Genomic DNA, 25721 nt, shown 5'->3' on the forward strand with positions numbered 1-25721 from the left:
CCTCTTTATTAAAGAGGGGTTAGGGAGGATTCTTTAAGCCACTGGCGCCAACGTAAACAACACCTGCCCCGTTTTTACCGTTTGCCCTTTTTCAATAGTAATTGCTTCAACTTTCATACGCTCAGGCGCAATAATTGGTATCTCAATCTTCATCGCTTCAATCACAGCTAAGGTCGCACCTTCTTCCACAATATCGCCTGACTGACATTCAATTTTCCAAATTGAACCCGGCATATGCGATTCCACCGCACAGCCACCTTCAGGAACTTCTACACCTTCACCATCATCCACCGCATCTAGACTTTCAGACACATATTCTGCAAGGCCAGCTTCATGCCAACGCTTACGCTCAGCATCAAAGTTAGCTTGTTGCACCGCTTTAAATGCCGAAATAGATTCTTGATTTTCCGTTAAGAAGTCATTGTATTCTTTGAGGTTGAGTACACCGTCTTCAATACGTAGTTTTAAACGACCTGCTTTAAAGTCCTCACGCATCTGCATGAGCTCAGATTCAGAGACTTCATAAAACTTAATTTGGTCAAAGAAGCGTAATAACCACGGCATACCTTGCTCAAAGTAAGGGTTTTTGCGATAACGTGACCACATTTGCGAAGTACGACCGACAAACTGATAACCGCCTGGACCTTCCATGCCATACACGCACATATATGCACCGCCGATCCCCACAGCGTTTTCAGGTGTCCATGTCCGTGCAGGGTTATATTTGGTGGTGACTAAACGCTGACGCGGATCAAGTGGCGTTGCTACAGGTGCACCCAAATACACATCACCCAAGCCCATGACCAAATAACTCGCGTTATAGACCACATCTTTCACGGCTTGTTTGTCTTTTAAGCCATTAATACGACGGATAAATTCGATATTGTCCGGACACCACGGCGCATCAGGTCGTACCGTTTGCATATAACGCTCAGTGGCAAGTTGTGTTTGTGAATCTTCCCAAGCTAGTGGTAAATACACGGTACGTGATGGCACTTGCATCTCGGTCACATCAGGCAGTTGTTCTTCAGCCACTTGAAGCATACGCAATAAATCAATCTGATCGAGTTGGATCGAATCAAAATGTATTTGTAGCGAACGAATACCTGGAGTCAGGTCAATAATGCCTTGAATGTTTTGATCTTTGACCCATTGCATCAGCGCATGAATACGGAAACGCAGGTTTAAATCTAAAACTAACTCGCCATATTCCACCAACATATAGTTATTGCCGGCAGGACGATACACCACATCAGGCGTGCCATTTTGGCCTTTTAAGGTATCTAAAATGGAAGATTTTAAGGTGCTGATTTCAGGATAGAATGATTCATCAAAAGTGACGGCTTGCGTATCCTCAGCATTTAATTGCGTACGATATTTTTCATTCAGTACTTTGGCTTGATGATAGCTGACAGGCACAAATTTGACTTTATCGCCTGCTTTAAGCTGACCGAGTTTCCAAAGTTCCGAATTGATGACCACCGCAGGACACACGAAACCACCGAGGCTTGGGCCATCTGGACCTAAGATAATTGGCATATCCCCAGTAAAGTCGATGGCACCAATCGCATAAGCATTGTCGTGAATATTGGATGGATGCAGACCCGCTTCGCCACCGTCCTGACGAGCCCATTCTGGTTTTGGACCAATCAAACGAATTCCGGTACGGCTGGAGTTGAAGTGAATTTCAAACTCGTTGGCAAAGAAGGTATCAATGTCGTTTTTGGTAAAGAAATCAGGCGCACCATGTGGACCGTACATCACCGCAATTTCCCAAGAATTGGAAAATGTTGGGATTTGATCTTCTATTAAGGCTTTCACGTCATCAGATGTAAATGCCGTGATTGGAAGCATATCGCCAATCAGTAAATTACGCCCCGCATGACCGCCAAACTGACCCAAGGTAAAAGTCGCTTGTGAGCCTAAATATTCAGGCACATTCAGACCACCTTTAATCCCGATATAAGTACGGCAACCTGTGGCGATCTTGCCACATTTCAGCGTCTGACCTTTACGCACATTCACAGTTTGCCACATTGGGACAGCAACACCATCCAACGTCGATGGCATATCGCCACCTGCCAAGACAATTTGGCTATCGCAATGGAATTTTAAACTTGGTCCTTGGAGTGTACATTCTAGCCCTGCGGTATTCGGTGCATTGCCCAACAATTGGTTTGCGACATTCAAAGACAGCGGATCAATCGCACCTGATGGCGGAACACCAACATCCCAGTAACCTAAACGTCCTGTCACATCTTGCACGGCGGTTTGAATGCCCGCTTGTAGCACTTCAATTTTTTGAGTTTTCCACTCAAAGGTATTTAAAAAACGTGTGGTTTGCGTACCGGCTTTAAAGACATTGCAGTCGATAATGTTTTGTAGATATTCAAGGTTGGTTTCAATGCCCGCCACTTGGGTTTTAGCGAGCGTAACTGTCATGGCTTGAATTGCAGAATCACGATCATCCGCAGTCACAATAATTTTGGCAATCATCGGGTCATAGAAAGATGAGACGTTTGAACCTGTTTCTACCCAAGTTTCATTACGCGCGTTGGCATCGAACTCAACATGCGTCAAAAGTCCTGCACTTGGTTGGAAGTTTTTGATTGGATCTTCGGCATAAAGACGCACTTGAATTGAATGTCTTTGTGACTCAAGTTTTGATGTTGGTGCAACCCAATCGCCACTGCCTAAAGTCACCATCCATTCCACAAGATCGACACCAAAGACTTGTTCAGTAACGCCATGTTCCACTTGTAGACGGGTATTCACTTCCAAAAAGTAGAATTTTTGTGTGTCAGTATCCATCACAAATTCAACTGTACCTGCCGAGCGGTAATTCACTGACTGCATCAATTGAATCGCAACGTTTTGGATATAAGCACGTTGTTCATCTGTAATGTGTGGCGCAGGTGTTTCCTCAATCACTTTTTGGTTACGACGTTGCACCGAACAATCACGCTCGCCTAAAGCTAAAACTAAGCCATTGCCATCACCAAAGATTTGCACTTCGATATGACGCGCATTTTGCACAAATTTCTCGAGGTACAAGCCTGCATCTTTAAAGTTCGCTTGCGCTAAATACGACACGGTTGTGTAAGCATCTTTCAGCTCTTCAGCATTCCACACCAAACGCATACCAATACCACCACCGCCAGCGGTACTTTTGAGCATCACAGGATAACCGATACGTTCCGCTTCAAGCAGTGCTTCAGCTTCATCAGCGAGTAATTGACTACCCGGCAATAACGGCACATTGGCTTGAATTGCCAATTCACGTGCAGTATGTTTGAGACCAAAAGCTTTCATTTGCTCGGCATTTGGTCCCAAGAATACAATGCCTTGAGCTTCACACAGATTACAGAATTCGGCATTTTCAGACAGGAATCCATAGCCCGGATGAATCGCTTGCGCACCGGTATGTTTGGCCACTTCTAAGATTTTATCGACATTCAGATAGCTTTGGCTTGCAGGTGCATCACCAATAAAGACCGCTTCATCAGCTAAAGTCACATGCAAGGAATCACGATCTGCTTCCGAATACACCGCAACCGATTGGATGCCTAATTTTTTAAGGGTACGGATGACACGACAAGCAATTGCACCACGGTTGGCGATGAGAACTTTATTAAACCCATATTTTAAAGTCATAGTCTTATACCTCGCCTTCACGGACAATCAGTTGAATTTTTGTTGGGTTATAGGCATTACATGGGTTATTCAGTTGTGGGCAGTTTGAGATCAACACAATCAAATCCATCTCAGCTTTAATTTCCACATATTTGCCCGGTGCAGAAATCCCATCATCAAATTTCAGGTGACCATCTGAAGTTACAGGTACATTCATAAAAAAATTAATATTTGGACCGATATGGCGCACATTCAGACCATGCTTTTTCGCAATCGGATGTTGTGACAATGCAATCATGAAATTGTTACGGCAACTGTGCATTGGATATTTATCATGCGCATAACGAACCGTGTTACTTTCACATGAACATGCACCGCCTAAAGTATCGTGGCGACCGCAGTTGTCATCATGAATACTCGCAATTTTATTGCCAAAGTTGGTATATAAAGTCGTACCTTTTTCTAGATAAATTTGACGGTTCATCGCCAAAGTATCGGTTGCGCTATAACGCTCTTCAGGGTTATGTGCGGAAATAAACAAAGTATCCACCGCTTGATTACCTTCAAGATCAACAATACGGAAATACTGGCCTTTTTTGACTTCACACATCCATGCTTCACCGGCAGGACAAACTTCGCTAAGTACTGATTTTTCTATATTTACGAGTGCAGTCATGATCATTCCCCTTAAGCAGTTAAAGCGTAGTAGCGGTTATTATTTTGAAACGCACGCTGATTTTGCGGGCATGAGTCACGGCAGACATCGGTGTCGCCTAAAGGCAGTGCTTTAAAGAGTGAGAGCTGAATATCGGCTGGTGCATATTCATTAGAATTGTCGAGTGCATGTGGTGCGCTGGATAAAAACACCAAACAATCCATTTCAAAGCGTAGTTCAATTACTTGGTCGGTATTGTCAGACTTCACATAAGTTAAATTGCCATTGTCATCCGGTTGAACTTTTGAGAATAGATTTAAGGTATTACTCAGATCCGTCGCAGATAAACCAAATTTGGTCATCTCTAAAAGTAGGCTGTCTTTAGCATTGCGGTACATGTCGTTGCGGGCATCCTGGAAGGTCTTCGTGCCAAACTGTGCTCCAATTTGCGGTGCGGTACTTGGCGCACAAAAGGCATCATTCCAACCATGGTCATCTTTGACAATCGAGATCATCGCACGACCTAAATCAGACGCCAAAATGTGCCCTGTACTTAAAAATGCGCTGTGTTGACCTTTTAAGCTGTCTGGCATGTTATAGGCTTCAAGCTTATCTTCGCTATTCACACAAAACAGTGAAACATTGGCATTTGCGCCTAAAGATTTAAGTTGTAAAACTGCGCCACGCTGGATGCGTGCTGACCAGTGGTGTCCACCCGGTAAACGTTCAGTCCAGAGGACTTGATCTTCGTGATAAGTAGTTGTGCTCATATGCATCCATCCCAATCTTGTACGGTTTACCTCCCGGGCTTTTATCCCTCCGTGTAGCTTGAGCTTGAAACTTAAGCCGTGAACTCTCGGTCGCAGACCTACATGAATCTTCATGTATCGGAACCCTAGATCACTTTATGATTGAGTAGATAGATGCAAAGGACGTGCCAAACTGGTAATACTATTTTTTATATTCGTAATACTTTTTTTTGAGATGGAACTGATCACTTCAGGTGCAAGGCTCTGAAAAAGGCATCAAGATGTACCAAAATAAAAAAATCCCGGCTTGAACCGGGAGTTTAAAATCTAGAGATGAGAACTCAATCAAACTATTTAAGTTGTAGAGTTATTTACTTAAAATCTCATGCAGCATATTGCGTAACCATTGATGGCTGGTTTTATGATGACAGGACATATGCCAATACTGCTTTACGGAATAGGTCGGGAATGCAATTGGCGCATTAAAGATCTTGAGATTGCCACGTGATAACAGGACTTCACTCAAATAATAAGGCACGGTCGCAATCGCATCGGTTTCCTGCACTACCAGTCCGACTCCCAGATAACTTGGCAGACGCATTAGAATGTCACGCTTAAGTTCCAGATTCAGCAATTCATTTTCAATATGGTAATGCCCCATCCCGGCATCAATATCGATATGCGTTTCACGTAAATACTCTTCGGTCGTGATGCTGTCACCCGTGAGCCGCGGATGATCTTTCGCCGCGATCACTACATAATATTGCTCAAACAGTTTCTGCTGATAAAAGCCATTCTCCAGATTTGGCAAGAAGCCCAAAGCCAGATCAATCTCACCATTGGCCATTTGATAACTGGTTTCCGAGGTAATCGGACGCACATTCAGACGGATATGGGATGCATGCTGCTTCAGATACTGGGAAATTTTTGGCAATAACACCAGATGTGATACATCGGTCATCGCCAGTGTAAAGCGCTGCTGTGAAGTGACCTGATCAAAATTGATAGTAAAATTATTGATTGCTTCAACTTTGCTCAGTGCTTCGCTGACCAAGGGAAAGAGCTGTTTGGACAGATCCGTAGGTAGCATCTCATTGCCAATACGTAAAAATAAAGGATCACCATAATGCTGGCGAATTTTATTCAGCAGATTGCTCACCGCTGGCTGGCTCATATCTAAATGATCGGCTGCCTGAGATACGTTTTTAAATTTATAGACATAATAAAAAATACTGAGCAATTTACAGTCAAGTTCAAACACAGAAATACATTTCCTTTAACTTTCTCATCATTCGGACAGGTCTTTCATCCGCATAAGTTCATTTATGGTCAGATTAAAATATAACACTTTGCCACTATTTTCAGGATTAAACTCGCTGTAATTTTCCATAAAAAATACTTTTACCAGATGAATAAATTCATTAAAAAGTATTCCAGTGCAAAATTTACAACCAGTTTGCTCAGGTCAGTTAAACATTTAAATCGTATGCGATATACTCAGCCCCACCGAATAAATGGTAAAAATACAGAGAAATCTTATATGTTTCAGGATAAAAAGCTGGTCTGTTTTGATCTAGATGGTACGTTGATTAATTCTGTAGGCATCTGGAATCAGGTAGATGCAGCCCTGATTGATGAGCTCTCCAACAGAAAAGTCGATTTACATGAGATTCAGATTCAGCAACAGCGCGATCTTCAACTTACCGCCTTGAGACATATGTCAGATCCTTATCTGGAATATTGTGGATTTTTAAAAGAACAATACGGTTTTGAACCAGCTAAAGAAGAAGTAAAAAATCGTCGTTATAGTATTTCCCGACATTTTCTTGATTATATCGTCGAGTTAAAACCTCAGGCAGACCTCCTGATTCAGGCTTTAAAACAGCAACAGATATCACTGGCTTTGACCACCACCACCAGTTTATTCAATGTACAGCGCTATCAGGATAACAATCGAAATATTAACTCTAAAATCAGCTTTGATGAGGACTTTTCCTTGATTCTCACCCGTGAAAATGTCCAGAACATTAAACCTCATCCCGAAGTTTATCTGAATGTTTTGCAAGCCTTTAACCTTCGACCTGAGGAATGTCTAATTATTGAAGACTCTCTAGTCGGTGTAGAAGCAGCAAATCATGCGGGCATCGAGGTAGTGGGAATTTATGACCAGCACTCCGCTCATGAAATAGATTTGATCAAAGCCAAAGCAAATTATTATGTCGAAAATTTTGCTGAATTATTAAGTTCATTCAATAACAACATCCACTAAAAAAGATGCCATGAAGCATCCTTGTTCATGACATCTTGAATACTATTTGTGGCTTAAAAATCTTGCTGACTATTTGGCTTTTTTATAGATTGAGCCTGAACCAACCAGATTTCCGGTTTTCTCATCGATTGCAAAATCGACCATACCTGAACCTGCGTTCAACTGAAGCATGCCATTTTCGTTCACTGCAGCGGGCATTGGATTCTTTTTCTCGGTTTTACCGGTTTCCTTATCTTTGATCGTATTGGTAATCAGATAATTTTCACCATTTTTTGAAATAACCAGAATATTTTCAAGTTTTGGATTTTCCACGGTGTTTTTCCAGTTGCCCTGATAATCTGGTGCGGGTGCTTCAGTGGTGTTACAAGCAGTTAAAAGTACTAATAATGGAATTGCTGAAAAATATTTAAGATGTTTCAAAACTGAGACCTTAAGTGTAACGACGCGGCCATTATAGAGAGAAGCTCTTAGGGCTGAAGCAGGTTGTTGTAGGCAAAGCGTTTCAGCAGTACTGGATGTGTTTTGCTTTCGTCATTTTTTGAAATCTGTATCCATATTTTATTCATAAACAGGAGGATTTTAATGATATTGAATCTGATAAAGGTCAAAAAAAAATTCCTCAATAGACCATTCAAATCTATTGAGGAGTACCAAAATGGTGAATAAGTAAAGCTTAAAAATTATGACAATAGTTTCGCTTTAAAGTAGTTGAATACAGATTTGGCAGCATGGGTTTTTTCAACCACCTGCTCAGTCCAGTGATTCGGTAGAGAACATTTAGCCAGACCTACCCACACTGTAGAAAACTGTTTCATGAAGCTGGCTTCGTTATACTGAATACCATATTCTGCACAGAGCGCTTTGATTTTTGGCGCAACCTGCGCATAGCGATTGGCGGGCATGTCCGGGAATAGATGATGCTCAATCTGATGACTCAAATTACCACTCAAGATATGTAGCCAAGTTGTTCCACTAAAATTGCTCGAACCACGAATCTGGCGTAAATACCACTCGGCACGGGTTTCATTGTCGGTATTGTCCATCTCAAAGGTTTCAGCATCTTCAGTGAAATGACCGTTAAAAATGACGGCAGAAGCCCATAGACTGCGAATCACATTAGCCACCGCATTTCCGGTAAATACCGGAATGGCATTTGGCCCTGCAATAATCGGGAAAAACACATAATCTTTTAACACCTGACGACGCATCTTCTGGCGCAAAGGTGCTGCTTCTTCCCAGACTTCTTTCCAGGTTTTGGTTTTATAGGCAATCACATCTTCCAGATGCAAACGTTGCAGGCCAACATACCATTCGAAAAACACCATTAACTGAATGCCCAATGGAATATTGAACAGAAAACGTGGTTCCCATTTTTGTGATTCACTAACTCGAATCAGCCCATAACCGACATCATGATCCATTCCGACAATATTGGTATAAGTATGGTGAATATAGTTGTGCGTGTATTTCCAGTCATCGCCGGTTGAAATCGTATCCCAATCATAGGTCGCACCGTTCAGACTCGGATCATTCATCCAGTCGAACTGGCCATGCATGACATTGTGGCCGAGTTCCATATTTTCCACGATTTTGGAAAGACCGAGCAGACCTGTCCCTGCCAGCCATACCGGTGGCAACCAGCCGGCAAACATCAGCATGCCACGTGAGGCAATTTCGCTATAGCGGACAAAGTTTCGAATTTTATAAATATATTCGGCGTCTTTTTCCCCCAGATCATCCATGACCTCGCGGCGGATTGCATCGACCTTGGCACCGAATTCCTCAATCTGTTCAGGGCTAAGAAATTGGCTTTTGCTATGTCTTTTAAAATCAATTTGCATATTCATGGGAGCACCTTCTTATAGTTTAATTAATGGCTTATCAATGGTTTATAAATTAATCACCACAGGACTCACTGCCTGAGAAATGCACAGTTTGATCTGGGTATTATTGCCATGATCAATTTCACCGGTCAGGACATTCCGTACCGAACCACTGACCTTGGTACAGGAACAGGTGTTGCAGATGCCCATCCGGCAGCCATGCGCTGGTCGCAAACCAGATTTTTCAGCACTCTCCAGTAAATTGGACTGCGCTTGAAACTCTCGCTGCGATCTTAAAAACTCTACCGGCTGTGCTTTAATTTTTTCATCGACCACAATCTGGAAATATTCCGAATGAAAATTGGATTTCAATTCCAGTTTATCAACGATTTTCAGTGCAGCTTTCATCATCCCGGCGGAGCCACAAGCATAAATTTTTCGTTCTGCAAAGTCTGGCACCAGCTTTTGCAATAAGCTCTGCGTCAGATGCTGCTGGTGTTCCACAGTATTGAAATGGTGATATTTCAAGTTTGGATGCATGAGAACCAAGGTTTTCAGTTCAGCATGAAAGGCATCATCTCGAGTGAAATAGATCAGGTCGATCTGTTCCAGAGACTGGATCACTGCTTTTTGCAGCAAGGAATAAATGGCCGTAATCCCACTGCCTGAAGCCAGGAATAAAATCGGCTGCGTAGATTTTTGCAATGTGAACTCGCCTTGCGGCTGTGATATTTCGATCACGGCACCAATTTGCATCAGGCTTAAGGCACGTGACACTTTGCCCTGCTGTTTAACCGCAATGATCAGATCACCATTTTTCAATACCGTCACCACAGAATAATGTCGCTGATGTCGTATGCCATCGAGTCTAACAGTCACTGCAATATTCTGGCCGGCCTGAAATGACTTGGCTTTAAAATTATGATTTGGACGTAAGTGAATTTTGAAAAAGTCAGGGCTGATGGATTGAATGCCCATAACGGCAGCCTTAACTTTTTTAATTGCCCAGGTTGGATGGATTTTTTCACCAATAAAATCAATGAAATCTTCCCGGATCCAATGCGGCTGATAGGTTGGCATGCTTGTCATTTTTATCCCCTTATCCGCAGACAGTTTTATTAATGTACAACTGTCTAATTATTATATTGCTCAGGATAAAGAATTCTCACATTCAGACCATGTCAATACAGGTCAAATTATGTGCCTAAGCCATATAATATGACTTTTTGTCGGACAATATCATCTAAAAGTATCGATCAAGGCGATATGGATTGAGAAAAAGCATTTTTAAACAGACAACGCTGCTTAGCCTGTACATAAAAAAACTGATCTCTATTCGAGATCAGTTTTTTGACTTCATGTAGGAATTTTCAGATTAAATGACGCTTTAACCTGCTGCCTGCTCCAAAAGAATAGTCCCATATAATTCACGCAGATCTTTTTTCAGCATTTTACCAGTACCACTGAGTGGAATCGCATCAACAAATACGACTCGGTCTGGAATCTGCCATTTGGCTACCTTGTCTGCATAATATTCCAGCAGATCAGTTTCACTTAGCTGGCTGTCCGGCTTTTTAATGGCAATCAATACCGGGCGCTCATCCCATTTAGGATGCTGGGCGGCAATTACGGCAGCCATCGCAATTTCCGGATGTCCCATGGCAATATTCTCCAGTTCCACCGATGAAATCCATTCTCCGCCAGACTTGATTAAATCTTTAGAACGGTCACTGAGTTTCATAAAACCATCCTGATCCAGCGTAGCAATATCGCCGGTATCAAACCAGCCATCTGCAGTTAGTGCTGATTCTTCCTTGCCGAAATAATGGCTGATGACCCAATGCCCTTTGACCTGTAAATTTCCTGTGGTCTGTCCATCACGTTCAATTTCATGCGTCCCTTTTTCTGCATCGGTCAAACGTAGGTCAACCCCGAATGGCGGACGACCTTGGGACAGACGAATCTGCAATTTTTCTTCATCAGACAGATGCAAATGTTTGGTCTTGAGCTGATTCGCTGTACCCAGTGGACTAATTTCCGTCATGCCCCAGGCATGGATCGTTTCACAATTAAACTGTTCTTTGAAAGCTCTTAGCATGGCCGGTGGACATGCCGATCCACCTACTACATTCCGTTTTAGGCTTTCCAGTTTGGAGCCTGACTGGTTTGCGGCGGCAATCAAACCCTGCCAGATGGTCGGCACACCAAGTGCTACCGAAACCTGATAATTATCAATCAGGTTGACCAGACTGGCGCCATCCAGGCCCGGTCCAGGAAGGACCAAAGTGCATCCCACCATCGCAGCGGCATACGGTGTGCCCCACGCATTCACATGGAACATCGGCACCACAGGCAACATAATGTCGGCAGCCGAGACATTTAAGGAATCAGGTAAAATGATGGCATAGCTATGTAATACCGTAGAGCGATGGCTAAACAGCACACCTTTGGGATTGCCCGTGGTTCCTGATGTATAACACAGAGAGCTTGCCGAGTTTTCATCAAGTGTTGGCCACTCAAAATCTGCATTTTGGCCGGCAATCAGATCATCATAAAATTGTACTTCTGGTATCGCTTCTCTAACTGCCGGATCAGCTGCATCCAGACAGATAAAATGCTCGACTGAGCTCAACAGCGCTTTCACGGCTTTAATTAAAGGGACAAATGTTTTATCGAACAGCACCACGCGATCCGCAGCATCATTCATAATAAAAATCAGCTGTTCCGGAAATAAGCGCGGGTTAATGGTATGACAGACCAGGCCACTGCCAGAAATGGCATACCAGGACTCTAAATGGCGATGATTATTCCAGGCAATAGTCGCGACCCGATCTCCCTGCGCTAAGCCGAGTTGTTGTAATGCATTGGCAAAACGTTTCGAGTTTTGGTGAATTTCTCCCCAATTGGTCACTGTAATACTGGTATCGGTATTTTTGGAAATTACCTCGGTATCGGCATGATAGCGTCCTGCATGTTCAATCATGCTGCTGATCAGTAAAGGCTGAAACATCATATTTCCGAGCATTCTCCACTCCTTTGTGCTTGTTATTGGTCCGTATTTGCGTATCGTTGTTATAGTTGCATGATGGCTCGATCTGAAACCGTAACTTACTTTTTATCATCATGTGGATCGAATTTAGCAAGGAAATCTAACTTTGTAAGTATCGAATTGTGACAAATTAAGCCAAGTGACTGAGGCGTATAAAAATGGGAATACGATTTACGTAGAGATAAAATTTACACAGAAAATCTGAGATCTGATTTTCACTTTAATTGTCGTGCATCAAGACTCAAGCTTAAAAATAGAATGTCAATAATCCTATTCCTCCCTTTTGTTATATTAAGCATCCTAAAATATGCTATAAATCAAAATAATTAGAACAGTTTTAGTTCAAGAAAGTATATGTATAAGTCTGAAAAACTGGCACAAAATATTCGTCAGATGATTGAAAATGGCGTATGGAAGGCACATGAAAAATTACCTTCACTTCGCGAACAGACCCAATTATCTGGTTATAGCCTGATGACTGTACTCAATGCTTATCAGGAACTTGAAGCGCAAGGGCTGCTCTATGCCAAAGACAAATCGGGCTATTACGTTGCAGAACACACTCAAGCTCTGCTCAATAGCAAACAGTCTGCCCAGATTGGTTTAAATCCTAAAATTCAAATCAATTCGGTGGTATTTAATTATTTAAAATCGACTCAGTCAGCAGAGATTGTGCCTTTTGGTTCTGCCTTTCCCAATGCAGAGCTGTTATATAACGCCAAATTTATGCAGATTCTGGCGCAGCAGGCCAAAAGAAAAAGCAGTTATAACAACCAGAATCATATGCCGCCCGGCAATCAGAACTTGCGGCAACTGATTGCTAACCGTTATCAATTACAAGGAGTTACCTGCAATCAAGATGACATTGTCATTACATCCGGTGCACTAGAAGCATTGAATCTGTCTTTACAGGCCTTAACCCAACCCGGTGATTTTATTCTGCTACAGCAAACCATATTTTATGGTGCCTGGCAGGCAGCCGAGCGTCTGGGATTACAGGTGATTACGATTCCGGAACATCCACAGTTTGGCTTTGATCTGGAATCATTTGAACAGGCTTTAAAACAGTACCCGATTAAGGTGTGCTGGCTGATGCTGAATGCTCATAATCCGATTGGTTTTACCGTCAGTTCTGAAATCAAACAGAGAATTGCGGAACTCTTGTATGAATATCAGGTGTATTTAATCGAAGATGATGTTTATCAGGAACTAAATTATGGTTCATCCAAACCGTTACCGGTTAAATATTTTGATCAACATCAGATGGTTTTGCACTGCGCCTCATTTTCGAAAACGCTTGGGATGGGTGCACGCGTCGGCTGGGTGTATGCCGGCCCATTTTCCGATGCCATTCAGCACTTACAGCTCATGAGCACTTTAACGGTCAGTCCCTTACTTCAAAATGCGCTGGTCGAGTTTATTTCACATCATCATTATGAAAAACATCTGAGGCATTTAAGGCAGCATCTGGAAAAATATAAAAAGAAATTTTATCAGGAACTTAAAGCACGTTTAGGAAGCATCTGTGAAATTTACTATTATTCCAGCGGTTATTTTCTTTGGATTGAGTTGCCTAAAGAAGTCGATGCCCAGCAGCTCTATCAACAATTGCTTCAACAGCATATTTCAATTGCCCCTGCACTGCTGTTTAAGCCTGAGCCTGCCAGCCAACATTATATTCGGCTGAACTGTTCGTTTGAATGGACAGCCAAGATTGAAGATGCAGTCAATCTGCTGGCAGAAACCATTCTCCAAAATAGCAAAAGCGCGGATTAATTCATCCACGCTTCTGTTACAGATCAGACTCTCTCATTGAAAGAAGTCTTAGAAGTTGTAAATAGCAACCGCATTAACTCGGTTGTCTTCACCTTTTGTACTGCCATTTGGTGCAGCACCCAATGCTTCACGTTCGCCATAGACATATTCCAGGCCGAAACTCAGCGGTTTTGTAGGGTTATAGAACACATTGGCCCAAGCCTGCCAAAGGTCTTTGTTCACTGCTGTTAGATTCAGACCAGGAGCAGCAAGATATCCATTATCTTGGTCGAAATTCATATAACCATAGCCTATAGTACCACGCAATTTATCATTAAACTGCTGCGTTAGACCGACTGTAATCGAGTCGAATTCACTCTGTAGAAGATCTCCATTAGCAGCTGTAACGACACCTGGATTGGCGTAAGAGACAAAACTGCTATCACCTTTGACATGATAATAATCTGCCTTAAAGCTGGTGCCTGGAACAAACTCGTATTTGGCACCTAAACCTACACCCCATGCAGTTTTTTCATCTTCATTGACACGCTTTTCATTCCCCATCGCACGGGCACTGACTGTAAGATTATCAGCAAATTTATGATTTAAACGTGCCGTTAAAGCAGGTAGACGTTGTTTAATACCAGTAATGGTTGCATCTTTAGGATCTTCTACTGCAAATACTAGATTGGTTTCAGGACTGATTGTGCTGGTATAACGAACTTGTGGCGTCCGTTTAATTGAACCGCCAGCGTAAACTAATGCATCTACAGTTTCCGGAATATAATCTGGCACCGCAAAGTTCGACCAGGTTTGACCGATCAACCAGTTGGCATAGCTGATATAAGCATGACGGATACGCAAGTTATCAAAGCTTGCGCCGCCCAGAAAATCCACTTCAACTTTACCGCTTAAAGCTTTATCTCCAGCACCGACTGGTGCTTTAAAATCCATGCCTAAACGGGTTGCAGCCAGAGTAGATTTAAATTCATCACTACGCTCACCGACACCTTCTAAAGGTACCGCATTAATCTGGTTATACATACGTGCTGCTGAACCACCTTCAGCCTGATAAGAGGCATCGGCACGAATATTTCCATAAAGATTAAATTCGGCACCACTGGCAATTTTCATGACAGGTTTGCTTGCTGGAGCGGGTGTTGCTGCAACATGTGCAGTGACTACGGCCGTCTGTCGTTGCTGTTGCTCAACCAGTGCGCGTAGAGCCTGAACTTCCTGACGCAGTTGTTCAATTTCCTGCTGATTAGACTGAGCTGAGGTTTGTGCTTGAGTCGACAAGCTGATGCCCCCTAAACTCATTGTCATCATGCTCATCAGAACTGTGCGCTTGAATGTGATTGTTGGTTGATTAAATAATTGTGTCGTGTTCATCCTAAACTCGCTTTTTATTATGCGTTTCGATTCTAGCAACAGATCACCACCCGTTACGATGGCGATCTATATCATTGGGAATATTATCTTTATTGATTGAAATCTAACTTAATGTGTCGCTTCTTTTGCCAATGGATTCGGCTTCACATCAGGTGTTGCAAGGGCTTGGCCATCTACGGAAGTTTTTAAGTTCACCAGGAAAATTGCCAGCGCAGCGATTACGCCAGGAATCGCAATTGCAAAGAAGTTCATTTGATGCGGTAAATTCATGGTTAATAAAGCACCAGTGAGTACCGGCCCAACAATCGCACCAATACGTCCAATACCTGATGCCCAACCCATACCGGTAGAACGTACCGTCGACGGATAATACTGCGCCACAAAGGTATAGAGCAGAATTTGTGAGCCAATCGTTGCAGCGCCTGCCACAGCAATCAAGGTATATAGAACGAATTGCGGACTGTTAAATCCAAGCAGAATTAATGCAATGGCACCACATAAGAACATGATAGTCAGCACTTTTTTGATATGGAATTTATCTGCGAGATATCCACCACCAATGGCACCCACCATTCCACCAATATTCAGGGCGAACAGGAAGATCATACTTGCACCCAGCGAGTAACCTGCCTGAATCATCAGTTTTGGCAACCAGCTACCCAAGGCGTAGACCATCAACAGGCACATAAAGAATGCCAGCCAGAACATAAAGGTACTGAAGCTACGGCCTTGTTGAAAGAGTGCTTTTAATGGTGCCTCATCCCCTTTTTGCACTTCATTCAGTACAAACTGGGTGTCACTAGTGATGACCTGTGTCGGAGAAATTTTCTGAATAATAGTGTGTGCTTGAGCCGTCTGTTGCTTGTTGGTCAGGTACATCAGGGATTCTGGCAGATATTTCCATAGAATCGGCAAGATGAGCAATGGAACGCCTGCAAGCAGGAACATGATTTTCCAACCAAATTGTGGCACCAACCATGCACCGAGTAGCGCAGAAGTCATCCCGCCAATGGCATAACCACTAAACATCAGGGCAACCAGCGTACTGCGGATACGTTTAGGCGCATATTCGGTCATCAATGCCACGACGTTAGGCATGACACCGCCAATTCCAAGGCCAGCCAGGAAACGTAAAATTCCGAATTCGACTGGTGATGTGGCAAAGGCACCGATAAAGGTAAACCCACTAAAAATAGCCACACAGATCATGATGGTTTTTTTACGGCCGAGTTTATCGGATAAAGTACCGAAACTCATGGCACCAAACATCATTCCGAATAAGGCAGTACTGGCCAGCATGCCCGCTTGTACCGCACTTAGCGACCATTCCTGCATCAGTAACGGCAACGCCACCCCATAGATGACCAGGTCATAACCGTCAAAGATAATGATCAGCAAACACCAGATCAAAACACCCCAATGAAAGGGTGTGAATTTCGCTTCATCAATCAGCGTATTTATATTCACTTTATTTGTAGACATCTCCACCTCCTAATTGTGAAGTTCAACTTATGCTGCTCACAATGCAGAAAATAGGAAAAAATGTCTAAAACTGAATAGGCATGGCTTTATACCTATAAGGTCTGGGTCAAATTAAACTATTCAATTAATTAATAAATATATTACTCAATCATTATGTTTTCTAAAACAGGTTGTTTTTATCGCATCCTCATAGGCTTTTAATGCTATATCATTCACACGATTTTTAGCGATTAAAATACCGATCGATCGTATTTTAGCGCTTCAAGATCATAGACTTGATACACAGCATCAAACAGGTAACGAATGTATTCGCTTTCATCCATATTGCGCATCGCCATAAAGACAGGACTCACTGCAAAAGCATCTGCTAGAGGTACAAACTTGAGATGGGCTAATTTAATGTTTTGTGCGCTTTCCGGTACGATGCAGACGCCTTCTCCAGCAGCGACAAAGCCCAGTGCCAGCTGTAACTCACGGACAATCCGGATATTTTTCGGTTCCAGACCATACTCGGAAAATATGCCACGAACCTGGGTAGAGAAATTTGCCTTTCCAGTATTCGGATATAAGAACAGATGCTGATCGACCAGTTCAGATAAATGTATATTTTCACGATGAGCCAGTACATGACTTGAGTGAGCCGCCACCACTAGGCGTTCTTCACGCAATAACACGCGTTTTATCGCAGGATCCGAGATTCTTAAACGGCCAAAACCGACATCAATTCTTCCCTCTTTCAGCGCCTGAATCTGTTCATAGGTATTCATTTCCATCATCTCAATTTTGAGCTGGGGATGTTGCTGCTTAAATAGAAACACAATACGCGACAGCAAGCCGAACAATAAAGAGCCGACAAAACCAATGCTAATGGTGCGATCCGCGATACCAATCCGCTTGGTCATCGATTTGATTTCTTCCGCATTAGACAAAAGTTTAACAGCATGCTGATAGAAAAATTGACCGGCTTCAGTGGTTTTTAGCGGGCGGCTACCACGCTCAAATAGCTGAATATCGAGCTCTTGCTCTAGATTTTGGATCTGTCGGCTCAAAGGTGGTTGAGCAATAAACAGTTTTTCTGCCGCTTTGGTAAAACTTTGTTCTTCGACGACGGCAACGAAGTAACGCAAATGTCTGAGTTCCATGGCTCTAAATACCTTTAAAGTATAAAAAAATGCTAAATCGATCTTAGACCAATCAACATTATTCTTTTAAGGTATATCAAGTCAAAGCATTAAAGCAAGAATGTGAACCCGTATTATGTATAAGTCAGTTGAAACCTTGCTGGTAGAAATTCCAACCATTCGCCCTCACAAGATGGCAGTGGCGACGATGCAAACCCAGACCCTGGTATTGGTCAAAATCACCACTGAAGATGGTTACATCGGTTGGGGTGAAGCAACAACTATCGGTGGCTTAGGTTATGGTGATGAAAGCCCGGAAAGCGTAAAAGTTAATATTGAAACTTATTTTGCGCCTCTTTTAAAAACGTTATCCGGTTTAAATGTTGCACAAACATTACAAGCAATCAAAAAGAATATTAATGGTAACCGTTTTGCTAAATGTGCGATTCAGACTGCACTTTTAGACATTCAGGCACAACGTTTAGGTTTGCCATTAAGCGAAGTCCTCGGTGGCCGCTTACGTGACAGTATTCCAGTTCTTTGGGTATTGGCTTCTGGCAATACCGAAAAAGATATTGCTGAAGCAGAGAAAATGGTTGCGGCAAAACGCCACAACATTTTCAAACTGAAAATCGGTTCGCGTCCGGTAGAAGAAGATGTTGAACATGTGCTGGCAATTAAGAAAGCCTTAGGTAAAGACGTTTCGATCCGTGTCGATGTGAACCGTGCCTGGTCAGAACTGGAGGCGATTAAAGGCATTAAGTTATTGCAAGATGGCGGTGTTGATCTGATCGAACAGCCATGTGCGATTGATAACCTGGATGCCATGCGCCGTCTGACCCGACGTTTTGATGTTGCCATCATGGCAGACGAATCGTTAATGGGCCCGCACTCAGCGTATGAGATTGCCAAACAAAACGGTTCATCTGTTTTTGCAGTCAAAGTTGCCCAGTCGGGTGGCCTGATTGAAGGCTGTGAAGTAGGCAAGATTGCCAAACTTGCAGGTATTGACCTGTATGGCGGCACCATGCTGGAAGGCCCGGTGGGCACGATTGCTTCGGCACATGTGTTCTCTACTTTTGAAAGTCTGGCGTTCGGTACCGAGCTGTTTGGTCCTTTACTGCTGACTGAAGATATTTTGAAAACCCCGCTCAACTATCAAAACTTTGAACTTGAGATTCCGAAAGGACCAGGTCTGGGGATTGAGTTGGATGAAAACAAGATTGACAACTTGCGTCGTCAGTAATTAGGAGAAACCCATGCTTTTCCACGTACGTATGGATGTAAACATTCCACGTGATCTGCCAGTTGAACAGGCAAACGAAATTAAGGCTGTTGAAAAGGCTTATTCACAGGAATTGCAGCGTCAAGGCAAATGGCGTCATATCTGGCGCATCACGGGCCAGTACTCAAACATCAGTATTTTTGATGTTGAAAGCAATGAAGAGTTGCACAACCTGTTACAAGGCTTGCCTCTCTATCCTTATATGAACATTGAAGTGATGGCATTAAACCGTCACCCATCTTCAGTTCGAGATGACGACAGTTGATTAAATGAGCGGATTGGGAGTCACCGGATTCCCCTTCCGAATCGAAAACAGAGGGTACCTCAACAAGGATTGTGGCCAGCCAGATTTAGCCAGCCAATGAAAGCTAAAAAAGTGCGCCACTAAAAGATGAAAGACATACTTTAGGAGCAATAGTATGAATCGCCAAGAAATTGATGCATTAGTTAAGCAAATGAACGTTGATACAGCGACAGGTCCTGTAGATGAACGTGTACAACAAGTTGTTGTGCGTTTATTGGGTGACCTTTTCCAAGCGATCGAAGATCTTGATATTTCCCAGTCAGAACTGTGGAAAGGTCTGGAATACTTTACTGATGCCGGTCAAGCGAACGAATTAGGTTTATTGGCTGCAGGTTTGGGTCTGGAACACTACCTAGACTTACGTGCTGATGAAGCGGATGCTAAAGCAGGTATTACTGGCGGTACGCCACGTACGATTGAAGGCCCACTTTATGTCGCTGGCGCACCTGAAACTGTAAGCTTTGCACGTATGGATGATGGTTCTGAAGAAGGCAAAATCCCGACGCTGATCATTGAAGGTACAGTGACGGATACTGACGGCAACCGTGTTGAAGGTGCCAAAGTTGAAATCTGGCATGCAAACAGCCTGGGCAACTACTCATTCTTTGACAAGTCACAGTCTGACTTTAACTTGCGTCGCAGCATCATTACCGCTGCCGATGGTCAATATACTGCATTGACGACAATGCCAGTAGGTTATGGCTGCCCTCCAGAAGGTACAACTCAGTTTGTACTGGACAAGTTAGGCCGTCATGGTAACCGTCCATCGCACGTACATTACTTCGTATCTGCACCGGGTTACCGCAAGCTGACTACTCAATTCAATATTGAAGGCGACCAATACCTGTGGGATGACTTTGCATTCGCTACTCGTGAAGGCTTGGTTGCAACTGCGGTTGACGTGACTGATGAAGCTGAAATTGCAAAACGTGGTCTAAACGGTCCTTTCAAACACATTCAATTTGATATTGAACTCGTGAAAGAGAAACAAGACGCACCTTCTACTGAAGTTGATCGTCGCCGCGCTAGCGCTTAATACATTAAGAAGCGGGATATGCCTTGAGATATATCCCGCTGACTTCCCCCTTGGAAAGTCGGAGAAAGGACATGCCTCGTATTCCCGTAATTAACACCAGCCATTTAGACCGCATTGACGAACTACTGGTGGATGACTATGAATCTGGTGAATTTAAACTACACCGTTCAGTATTTACAGACCAGGCCCTGTTTGACCTTGAGATGAAATACATCTTTGAAGGCAATTGGGTTTATCTGGCACATGAAAGCCAGATTCCAAACAATAACGACTTCTATACTACTTATATTGGTCGTCAGCCGATCATCATTGCACGTAACCGTCAAGGTGAACTGAATGCCATGATCAATGCCTGTTCGCATCGCGGTGCTCAATTGTGTCGTAACAAGAAAGGCAATAAAGCAACTTATACTTGCCCATTCCATGGCTGGACGTTCAATAACTCCGGCAAGTTATTAAAAGTTAAAGATCCGGCTGAAGCGGGTTATTCAGACTGCTTTAACAAAGACGGTTCACATGACCTGAAAAAGGTTGCGCGTTTTGAAAGCTATAAAGGTTTCCTGTTCGGCAGCTTGAATCCGGATGTCCCTGCTCTGGAAGAATACCTGGGTGAAGCGACCAAAATCATTGACATGATCGTGGATCAGTCTGAACAAGGTCTGGAAGTTTTACGTGGTTCTTCGACTTATACCTATGAAGGTAACTGGAAGTTGACTGCTGAAAACGGTGCTGATGGTTATCACGTGTCTGCTGTACATTGGAACTATGCTGCAACCACTCAGCAACGTAAAGAAAAACAGGCGGGTGACAACATCCGTGCCATGAGCGCAGGCGCATGGGGCAAACAAGGCGGTGGTTCTTACGGCTTTGAACACGGTCATATGCTGCTTTGGACGCAATGGGCTAACCCGGAAGACCGTCCTAACTTTGCCAAGAAAGATGAATACACTGCGCAATATGGCGAAGCTATGGCGAAGTGGATGATCGAACGTTCACGTAACCTGTGTATCTATCCAAACGTTTACTTCATGGATCAGTTCGGTTCACAAATCCGTGTGCTGCGCCCGATTTCTGTCGATAAGACTGAAGTGACGATCTACTGTATCGCGCCTGTAGGCGAAGAGCCGGAAGCACGTACCCGTCGTATCCGTCAGTATGAAGATTTCTTCAATGCTTCAGGTATGGCAACCCCAGACGATCTTGAAGAATTCCGTGCTTGTCAGGCAGGTTATGCCGGTATCGCGCTGGAATGGAACGACATGTGCCGTGGTTCTAAACACTGGATCCAAGGCCCGGACGATGCTGCCAACGAAATTGGGTTAAAACCAAAACTGTCTGGTATTAAAACTGAAGACGAAGGTCTCTACCTTGCTCAGCACCAGTACTGGTTAGAACTGATCAAAAAAGGCATTGCAACTGAAAAAGAAATTGCAGCATCTACTGAAGGAGAAAACGCATGAGCGACATCACTTTAGAAAATATTGCTCAGTTCCTGTATCAAGAAGCCCGCTTTTTAGATGATGAACAATGGGATGACTGGTTGACGTGTTATGCCCTTACTGCGTCTTTCTGGATGCCAGCCTGGGATGATGATGACAAGCTGACCACAGATCCACAGTCTGAAATCTCATTGATTTACTATCCAGACCGTCAAGGTTTAGAAGACCGCGTGTTCCGGATCAAGACTGAACGTTCATCTGCAACCATGCCGGATACACGTACCTGCCATAACCTTAGCAATATTGAAATTGTTGAACGTGATGGCGACAAAGTGACTGTACGTTTTAACTGGAATACTTTGAGCTTCCGTTACAAAACAAGTTACAGCTACTTCGGTATGTCTCGTTATGAAATTGATTTCTCAGGCGATAAACCACAGATTTTAAGCAAATACGTGGTACTGAAAAACGATTACATCAATCAGGTTATCGACATCTATCACCTCTAAGACTGTTTTATTACAGCCAGGTAAAACCCTTTAGCCAGATGGAAAATTGGCTGGAGGGTCCAGTTACAAAGATTTATATAGGATATTCAGCCATGTCAAACCACAATGTTGCACTTCAATTTGAAGATGGCGTTACACGTTTTATTTCTGTTGCCCAGGGCGAGACCCTGTCTGATGCAGCTTACCGTCAAAAGATCAATATTCCTTTGGACTGCCGTGATGGTGCTTGTGGAACGTGTCGTGCGTTTTGTGAATCAGGTTCATTTGACATGCCTGAAGAAACTTATATTGAAGATGCACTAACACCTGAAGAAGCCGCTGAAGGTTATATTCTGGCTTGTCAATGTAAGCCAACGTCAGATGCAGTGTTCCAGATTCAGGCTTCTTCAGAAGTGTGTAAAACCGAAATTCATACTTTCCAGGGTGCGCTGGCGCGTGTAGAAAACCTGTCTGATTCAACTATTACTTTTGATATCCAGTTAGACGAAGGTCAACCAGACATTCACTTTCTGGCAGGTCAATATGTCAATGTTAGTATTCCAGGCACCACAGAAACCCGTTCTTATTCATTCAGCTCAAAACCGGGTAATCGCCTGACTGGTTTCGTAGTACGTAATGTACCGAACGGGAAAATGAGTGAATTCTTGAGCAAAAATGCCAAAGCTGGCGACAAAATGACCTTTACCGGTCCGTTTGGTAGCTTCTACCTGCGCCCTGTGACCCGCCCTGTCTTGATGCTGGCGGGTGGTACAGGTATTGCACCATTCATGTCGATGTTGCAAGTGCTGGAAGAAAAAGGTTCAGAGCATCCAGTGCGTCTGGTATTTGGTGTGACCAATGATTTTGATCTGGTGGCCATTGAAAAACTGAATGAACTACAAGATAAATTCCCGTGGTTCGAATACCGTACTGTAGTGGCAAACCCAGAATCTGCACATGAACGTAAAGGCTATGTCACTGGCCATATTGAAAATGAATGGCTAAATGCTGGTGAGGTTGATATCTACCTGTGTGGCCCGGTACCAATGGTTGAAGCGGTTCGCGGCTGGCTAGAAGCAGAAGGCGTAAAACCTGCAAGCTTCCTGTTTGAAAAATTCTCTGCAAACTAACTAGAGGGAATTTATTCAATGTCTAATCGTCAAAGATTTGAAAATAAAGTTGTAATCGTGACCGGTGCCGCTCAGGGCATCGGGCGCGGTGTCGCGCTGCAAGTGGCGAGCGAAGGCGCTCAAGTCGTCATGGCTGATCTTTCCCCTTATGTGGAAGAAGTTCTGGCTGAAATTGAAGCGACTGGCGGTGATGCGATTACCGTCAAAGCCAATCTGGAAACGTTTGCCGGTGCTCAGTCAGTCGTTGAAAAAGCGCTAGAAACCTATGGTCGTGTCGATGCGCTCATCAATAACGTCGGTGGCGCGATCTGGATGAAACCTTTCGAGGAATTTTCTGAAGAGGAAATTATCAAGGAAGTGAACCGTTCGCTGTTTCCAACGCTGTGGTGCTGCCGTGCAGTTTTACCAGAAATGATTAAAAATCAGAAGGGTACCATTGTAAACGTATCTTCTATTGCGACACGCGGGATTAACCGTGTGCCATATTCGGCATCGAAAGGTGGTGTGAACGGCCTGACCGCTTCCCTTGCCTTTGAACATGCTAAAGACGGAATCCGTGTCAATGCAATCGCGACAGGTGGTACTGAAGCACCACCACGTAAAGTACCGCGCAATGCCAATCCACTGACTGAATCTGAAAAGGAATGGATGCAGCAAGTGGTTGATCAGACCATTGACCGTACTTTCATGGGACGCTACGGTACGATTCAGGAGCAAGTGAATACGATTGTATTCCTGGCTTCCGATGAATCATCTTATATGACAGGTACCGTGGTACCAGTCGGTGGTGGTGATCAAGGCTAGTCCTGATCATCACGATTTTTAACAGGCTCATGGTTCGACGCAAGGAGGCACATCACCAATGAATACCCTGTTTCAGACATTAAAAAATGATTGGTCAATTTCAGCAACTGTTGCAGGATTTTTAGCAGTGCTGATTTCCTATTCAGGGCCACTGATCATTTTTTTCCAGGCGGCGCAGCAAGCCCAGGTTTCCCCGGACATGATGATTTCATGGATTTGGGGAATTTCTATTGGTGCTGCACTCGCAGGTATCTTTTTATCGATTAAATACAAAATACCTGTCGTCACCGCCTGGTCTGCACCCGGAACGGCTTTATTAGTCACGCTGTTTCCTGATATTTCGCTCAATGAAGCGGTTGCTGCCTATATCACCTCTGCCGTGGTGATTTTTTTCATTGGGATTACCGGTTATTTCGACAAATTGCTGTCCTGGATTCCCCAGGAAGTCGCTGCCGGAATGATGGCGGGGATTTTACTGCAGTTTGGTTTAGGGTTGTTTACCGCGACCGATACCATGCCCTATATCGTCTTTGGCATGCTGGCGGTATTTTTGCTGGCCAAGCGTTTCAGTCCACGTTATGCCATGGTCTGGGTGCTGGTTGCGGGTGTGGTTTTAAGCATGTTATTGGGTAAGATTAACCCGGTCACAGCAGATTTCAGTCTGGCGATTCCGCAATTTATTGCACCAGAATGGACCTGGAGTTCAACCCTGAATCTGGCCCTCCCCCTGATTCTGGTCAGCCTGTCTGGCCAGTTTTTACCGGGAATGGCGATTATCAAACTCAGTGGTTATGACATGCCCGCCAAGCCAATTATTAGTGCAACCAGTATTGCCTCGCTTGCAGTGGCCTGTGTAGGTGGTATCACGATTGTCTTGGCCTCGATCACAGCTGCTTTATGTCTGGGGAAAGATGCCCACGAGCTGAAAGAAAAGCGTTATATCGCTGGTGTGGCGAATGGGCTTTTTTACATTTTAGGCGGCTTATTTGCCGGCAGCATTGTCATGCTTTTTAGCCTGATGCCCAAAGAATTAATTGCGGCTTTGGCAGGACTGGCATTACTGGGTGCGATTGCCACCAACATTTCCGTGGCCATGGGCAAAGAGTCGCAACGTGATGCAGCACTGATCACCTTTTTAGCGACTGCTTCCGGCATGCATTTCTTGGGACTGAGTTCAGTCTTTTGGGGAATTTGCATTGGCCTGGTAGCGCATTTTCTGCTGTCACAGAAAAACCGTAACGCAGTTCCGGTTACAGCATCAGATTCAAAACGAGTTTAAAGACATCCATCAGTTTAGGATATGTAAG

At 43.8% G+C, this 25721-nt stretch carries 21 protein-coding genes and 1 riboswitch; of the genes, 10 read left to right on the forward strand and 11 right to left on the reverse strand.

The annotated features are described in order from the left end of the window. Positions 1-33 precede the first annotated feature (33 nt). The 4 genes from uca to AC1IR0_RS12765 form a co-directional block, all read right to left on the reverse strand. On the reverse strand, positions 34-3654 hold the full coding sequence (gene uca / locus AC1IR0_RS12750; RefSeq protein WP_479741444.1) for an urea carboxylase: 3621 nt from the start codon (positions 3652-3654) through the stop codon (positions 34-36). A gap of 4 nt (positions 3655-3658) precedes the next feature. Then, entirely contained in the window at positions 3659-4309 is a 651-nt protein-coding gene (locus AC1IR0_RS12755; protein ID WP_164543251.1) for an urea amidolyase associated protein UAAP2, read from the reverse strand. An 11-nt stretch (positions 4310-4320) separates the two neighbouring features. Then, positions 4321-5058, reverse strand: coding sequence for an urea amidolyase associated protein UAAP1 (locus tag AC1IR0_RS12760; RefSeq protein ID WP_180049364.1), 738 nt, complete (start codon positions 5056-5058; stop codon positions 4321-4323). A 28-nt stretch (positions 5059-5086) separates the two neighbouring features. Then, positions 5087-5198, reverse strand: a riboswitch (guanidine-I (ykkC/yxkD leader). Positions 5199-5404: 206 nt separating this feature from the next. Further along, the gene (locus AC1IR0_RS12765; RefSeq protein WP_004280389.1) at positions 5405-6298 is read right to left on the reverse strand and encodes a LysR family transcriptional regulator; all 894 of its coding nucleotides are present in this window, start codon (positions 6296-6298) and stop codon (positions 5405-5407) included. Positions 6299-6577: 279 nt separating this feature from the next. Here AC1IR0_RS12765 and AC1IR0_RS12770 point away from each other — a divergent pair, with 279 nt between their 5' ends. Then, positions 6578-7306, forward strand: a complete 729-nt coding sequence (locus AC1IR0_RS12770) for an HAD family hydrolase (protein WP_409653906.1) — start codon at positions 6578-6580, stop codon at positions 7304-7306. A gap of 69 nt (positions 7307-7375) precedes the next feature. Here the strand turns inward: AC1IR0_RS12770 and AC1IR0_RS12775 are convergent, their stop codons facing one another. The 4 genes from AC1IR0_RS12775 to AC1IR0_RS12790 all read right to left on the reverse strand — a co-directional run bounded on the left by AC1IR0_RS12775 (position 7376) and on the right by AC1IR0_RS12790 (position 12154). After that, positions 7376-7726 (reverse strand): hypothetical protein, encoded by a 351-nt coding sequence (locus AC1IR0_RS12775; RefSeq protein ID WP_479741446.1) that lies wholly within the window; start codon positions 7724-7726, stop codon positions 7376-7378. A 260-nt stretch (positions 7727-7986) separates the two neighbouring features. Beyond that, positions 7987-9153: a fatty acid desaturase family protein gene (locus AC1IR0_RS12780; RefSeq protein WP_409653902.1), complete on the reverse strand. Its 1167-nt coding sequence runs from the start codon at positions 9151-9153 to the stop codon at positions 7987-7989. A gap of 42 nt (positions 9154-9195) precedes the next feature. After that, on the reverse strand, positions 9196-10218 hold the full coding sequence (locus AC1IR0_RS12785; RefSeq protein WP_409653899.1) for a flavin reductase family protein: 1023 nt from the start codon (positions 10216-10218) through the stop codon (positions 9196-9198). 298 nt (positions 10219-10516) lie between these two features. After that, entirely contained in the window at positions 10517-12154 is a 1638-nt protein-coding gene (locus AC1IR0_RS12790) for a long-chain-fatty-acid--CoA ligase (RefSeq protein WP_313564252.1), read from the reverse strand. Positions 12155-12532: 378 nt separating this feature from the next. On the opposite strand from AC1IR0_RS12790, the gene AC1IR0_RS12795 reads away from it, so the two are divergent. Then, positions 12533-13954, forward strand: coding sequence for an aminotransferase-like domain-containing protein (locus tag AC1IR0_RS12795; RefSeq protein WP_153566405.1), 1422 nt, complete (start codon positions 12533-12535; stop codon positions 13952-13954). Between the two features lie 48 nt (positions 13955-14002). On the opposite strand, the gene AC1IR0_RS12800 is transcribed toward AC1IR0_RS12795, so the two are convergent. From AC1IR0_RS12800 to AC1IR0_RS12810, 3 genes are all read right to left on the reverse strand, one after another. Further along, entirely contained in the window at positions 14003-15325 is a 1323-nt protein-coding gene (locus AC1IR0_RS12800) for a DcaP family trimeric outer membrane transporter (RefSeq protein WP_314106010.1), read from the reverse strand. Between the two features lie 108 nt (positions 15326-15433). Continuing rightward, on the reverse strand, positions 15434-16807 hold the full coding sequence (locus AC1IR0_RS12805) for an MFS transporter (RefSeq protein WP_005246252.1): 1374 nt from the start codon (positions 16805-16807) through the stop codon (positions 15434-15436). A gap of 230 nt (positions 16808-17037) precedes the next feature. Next, complete coding sequence (locus tag AC1IR0_RS12810; RefSeq protein ID WP_174894382.1) at positions 17038-17949, reverse strand: LysR family transcriptional regulator; 912 nt, start codon at positions 17947-17949, stop codon at positions 17038-17040. A gap of 115 nt (positions 17950-18064) precedes the next feature. Here AC1IR0_RS12810 and AC1IR0_RS12815 point away from each other — a divergent pair, with 115 nt between their 5' ends. From AC1IR0_RS12815 to benE, 8 genes are all read left to right on the forward strand, one after another. Continuing rightward, positions 18065-19174, forward strand: coding sequence for a muconate/chloromuconate family cycloisomerase (locus tag AC1IR0_RS12815; RefSeq protein WP_005262881.1), 1110 nt, complete (start codon positions 18065-18067; stop codon positions 19172-19174). Between the two features lie 13 nt (positions 19175-19187). Next, positions 19188-19478, forward strand: coding sequence for a muconolactone Delta-isomerase (gene catC, locus AC1IR0_RS12820; RefSeq protein ID WP_004647036.1), 291 nt, complete (start codon positions 19188-19190; stop codon positions 19476-19478). A gap of 154 nt (positions 19479-19632) precedes the next feature. Further along, positions 19633-20553 (forward strand): catechol 1,2-dioxygenase, encoded by a 921-nt coding sequence (catA, locus tag AC1IR0_RS12825; RefSeq protein WP_005100210.1) that lies wholly within the window; start codon positions 19633-19635, stop codon positions 20551-20553. A 71-nt stretch (positions 20554-20624) separates the two neighbouring features. After that, a complete protein-coding gene (benA, locus tag AC1IR0_RS12830; RefSeq protein ID WP_479741447.1) occupies positions 20625-22013 on the forward strand; it encodes a benzoate 1,2-dioxygenase large subunit in 1389 nt (462 codons plus the stop codon). Beyond that, complete coding sequence (gene benB / locus AC1IR0_RS12835; protein ID WP_479741448.1) at positions 22010-22501, forward strand: benzoate 1,2-dioxygenase small subunit; 492 nt, start codon at positions 22010-22012, stop codon at positions 22499-22501. The genes benA and benB overlap by 4 nt, the downstream gene beginning before the upstream one ends. 92 nt (positions 22502-22593) lie before the next feature. Continuing rightward, positions 22594-23610, forward strand: coding sequence for a benzoate 1,2-dioxygenase electron transfer component BenC (gene benC / locus AC1IR0_RS12840; RefSeq protein WP_479741449.1), 1017 nt, complete (start codon positions 22594-22596; stop codon positions 23608-23610). 18 nt (positions 23611-23628) lie between these two features. Then, positions 23629-24414, forward strand: a complete 786-nt coding sequence (gene benD, locus AC1IR0_RS12845; protein ID WP_479741450.1) for a benzoate diol dehydrogenase BenD — start codon at positions 23629-23631, stop codon at positions 24412-24414. Positions 24415-24472: 58 nt separating this feature from the next. Continuing rightward, positions 24473-25693, forward strand: coding sequence for a benzoate/H(+) symporter BenE (gene benE / locus AC1IR0_RS12850; protein ID WP_004894958.1), 1221 nt, complete (start codon positions 24473-24475; stop codon positions 25691-25693). Positions 25694-25721: the final 28 nt, after the last annotated feature.

It is taken from the genome of Acinetobacter sp. 129952 (genome assembly GCF_056642055.1).

Coding starts and splice junctions, on each gene's coding strand:
- uca (WP_479741444.1), bottom strand. CDS start 3,654: ATGACTTTAAAATATGGGTTTAATAAAGTTCTCATCGCCAACCGTGGT.
- AC1IR0_RS12755 (WP_164543251.1), bottom strand. CDS start 4,309: ATGACTGCACTCGTAAATATAGAAAAATCAGTACTTAGCGAAGTTTGT.
- AC1IR0_RS12760 (WP_180049364.1), bottom strand. CDS start 5,058: ATGAGCACAACTACTTATCACGAAGATCAAGTCCTCTGGACTGAACGT.
- AC1IR0_RS12770 (WP_409653906.1), top strand. CDS start 6,578: ATGTTTCAGGATAAAAAGCTGGTCTGTTTTGATCTAGATGGTACGTTG.
- AC1IR0_RS12780 (WP_409653902.1), bottom strand. CDS start 9,153: ATGAATATGCAAATTGATTTTAAAAGACATAGCAAAAGCCAATTTCTT.
- AC1IR0_RS12785 (WP_409653899.1), bottom strand. CDS start 10,218: ATGACAAGCATGCCAACCTATCAGCCGCATTGGATCCGGGAAGATTTC.
- AC1IR0_RS12790 (WP_313564252.1), bottom strand. CDS start 12,154: ATGCTCGGAAATATGATGTTTCAGCCTTTACTGATCAGCAGCATGATT.
- AC1IR0_RS12795 (WP_153566405.1), top strand. CDS start 12,533: ATGTATAAGTCTGAAAAACTGGCACAAAATATTCGTCAGATGATTGAA.
- AC1IR0_RS12800 (WP_314106010.1), bottom strand. CDS start 15,325: ATGAACACGACACAATTATTTAATCAACCAACAATCACATTCAAGCGC.
- AC1IR0_RS12805 (WP_005246252.1), bottom strand. CDS start 16,807: ATGTCTACAAATAAAGTGAATATAAATACGCTGATTGATGAAGCGAAA.
- AC1IR0_RS12810 (WP_174894382.1), bottom strand. CDS start 17,949: ATGGAACTCAGACATTTGCGTTACTTCGTTGCCGTCGTCGAAGAACAA.
- AC1IR0_RS12815 (WP_005262881.1), top strand. CDS start 18,065: ATGTATAAGTCAGTTGAAACCTTGCTGGTAGAAATTCCAACCATTCGC.
- catC (WP_004647036.1), top strand. CDS start 19,188: ATGCTTTTCCACGTACGTATGGATGTAAACATTCCACGTGATCTGCCA.
- catA (WP_005100210.1), top strand. CDS start 19,633: ATGAATCGCCAAGAAATTGATGCATTAGTTAAGCAAATGAACGTTGAT.
- benA (WP_479741447.1), top strand. CDS start 20,625: ATGCCTCGTATTCCCGTAATTAACACCAGCCATTTAGACCGCATTGAC.
- benB (WP_479741448.1), top strand. CDS start 22,010: ATGAGCGACATCACTTTAGAAAATATTGCTCAGTTCCTGTATCAAGAA.
- benC (WP_479741449.1), top strand. CDS start 22,594: ATGTCAAACCACAATGTTGCACTTCAATTTGAAGATGGCGTTACACGT.
- benD (WP_479741450.1), top strand. CDS start 23,629: ATGTCTAATCGTCAAAGATTTGAAAATAAAGTTGTAATCGTGACCGGT.
- benE (WP_004894958.1), top strand. CDS start 24,473: ATGAATACCCTGTTTCAGACATTAAAAAATGATTGGTCAATTTCAGCA.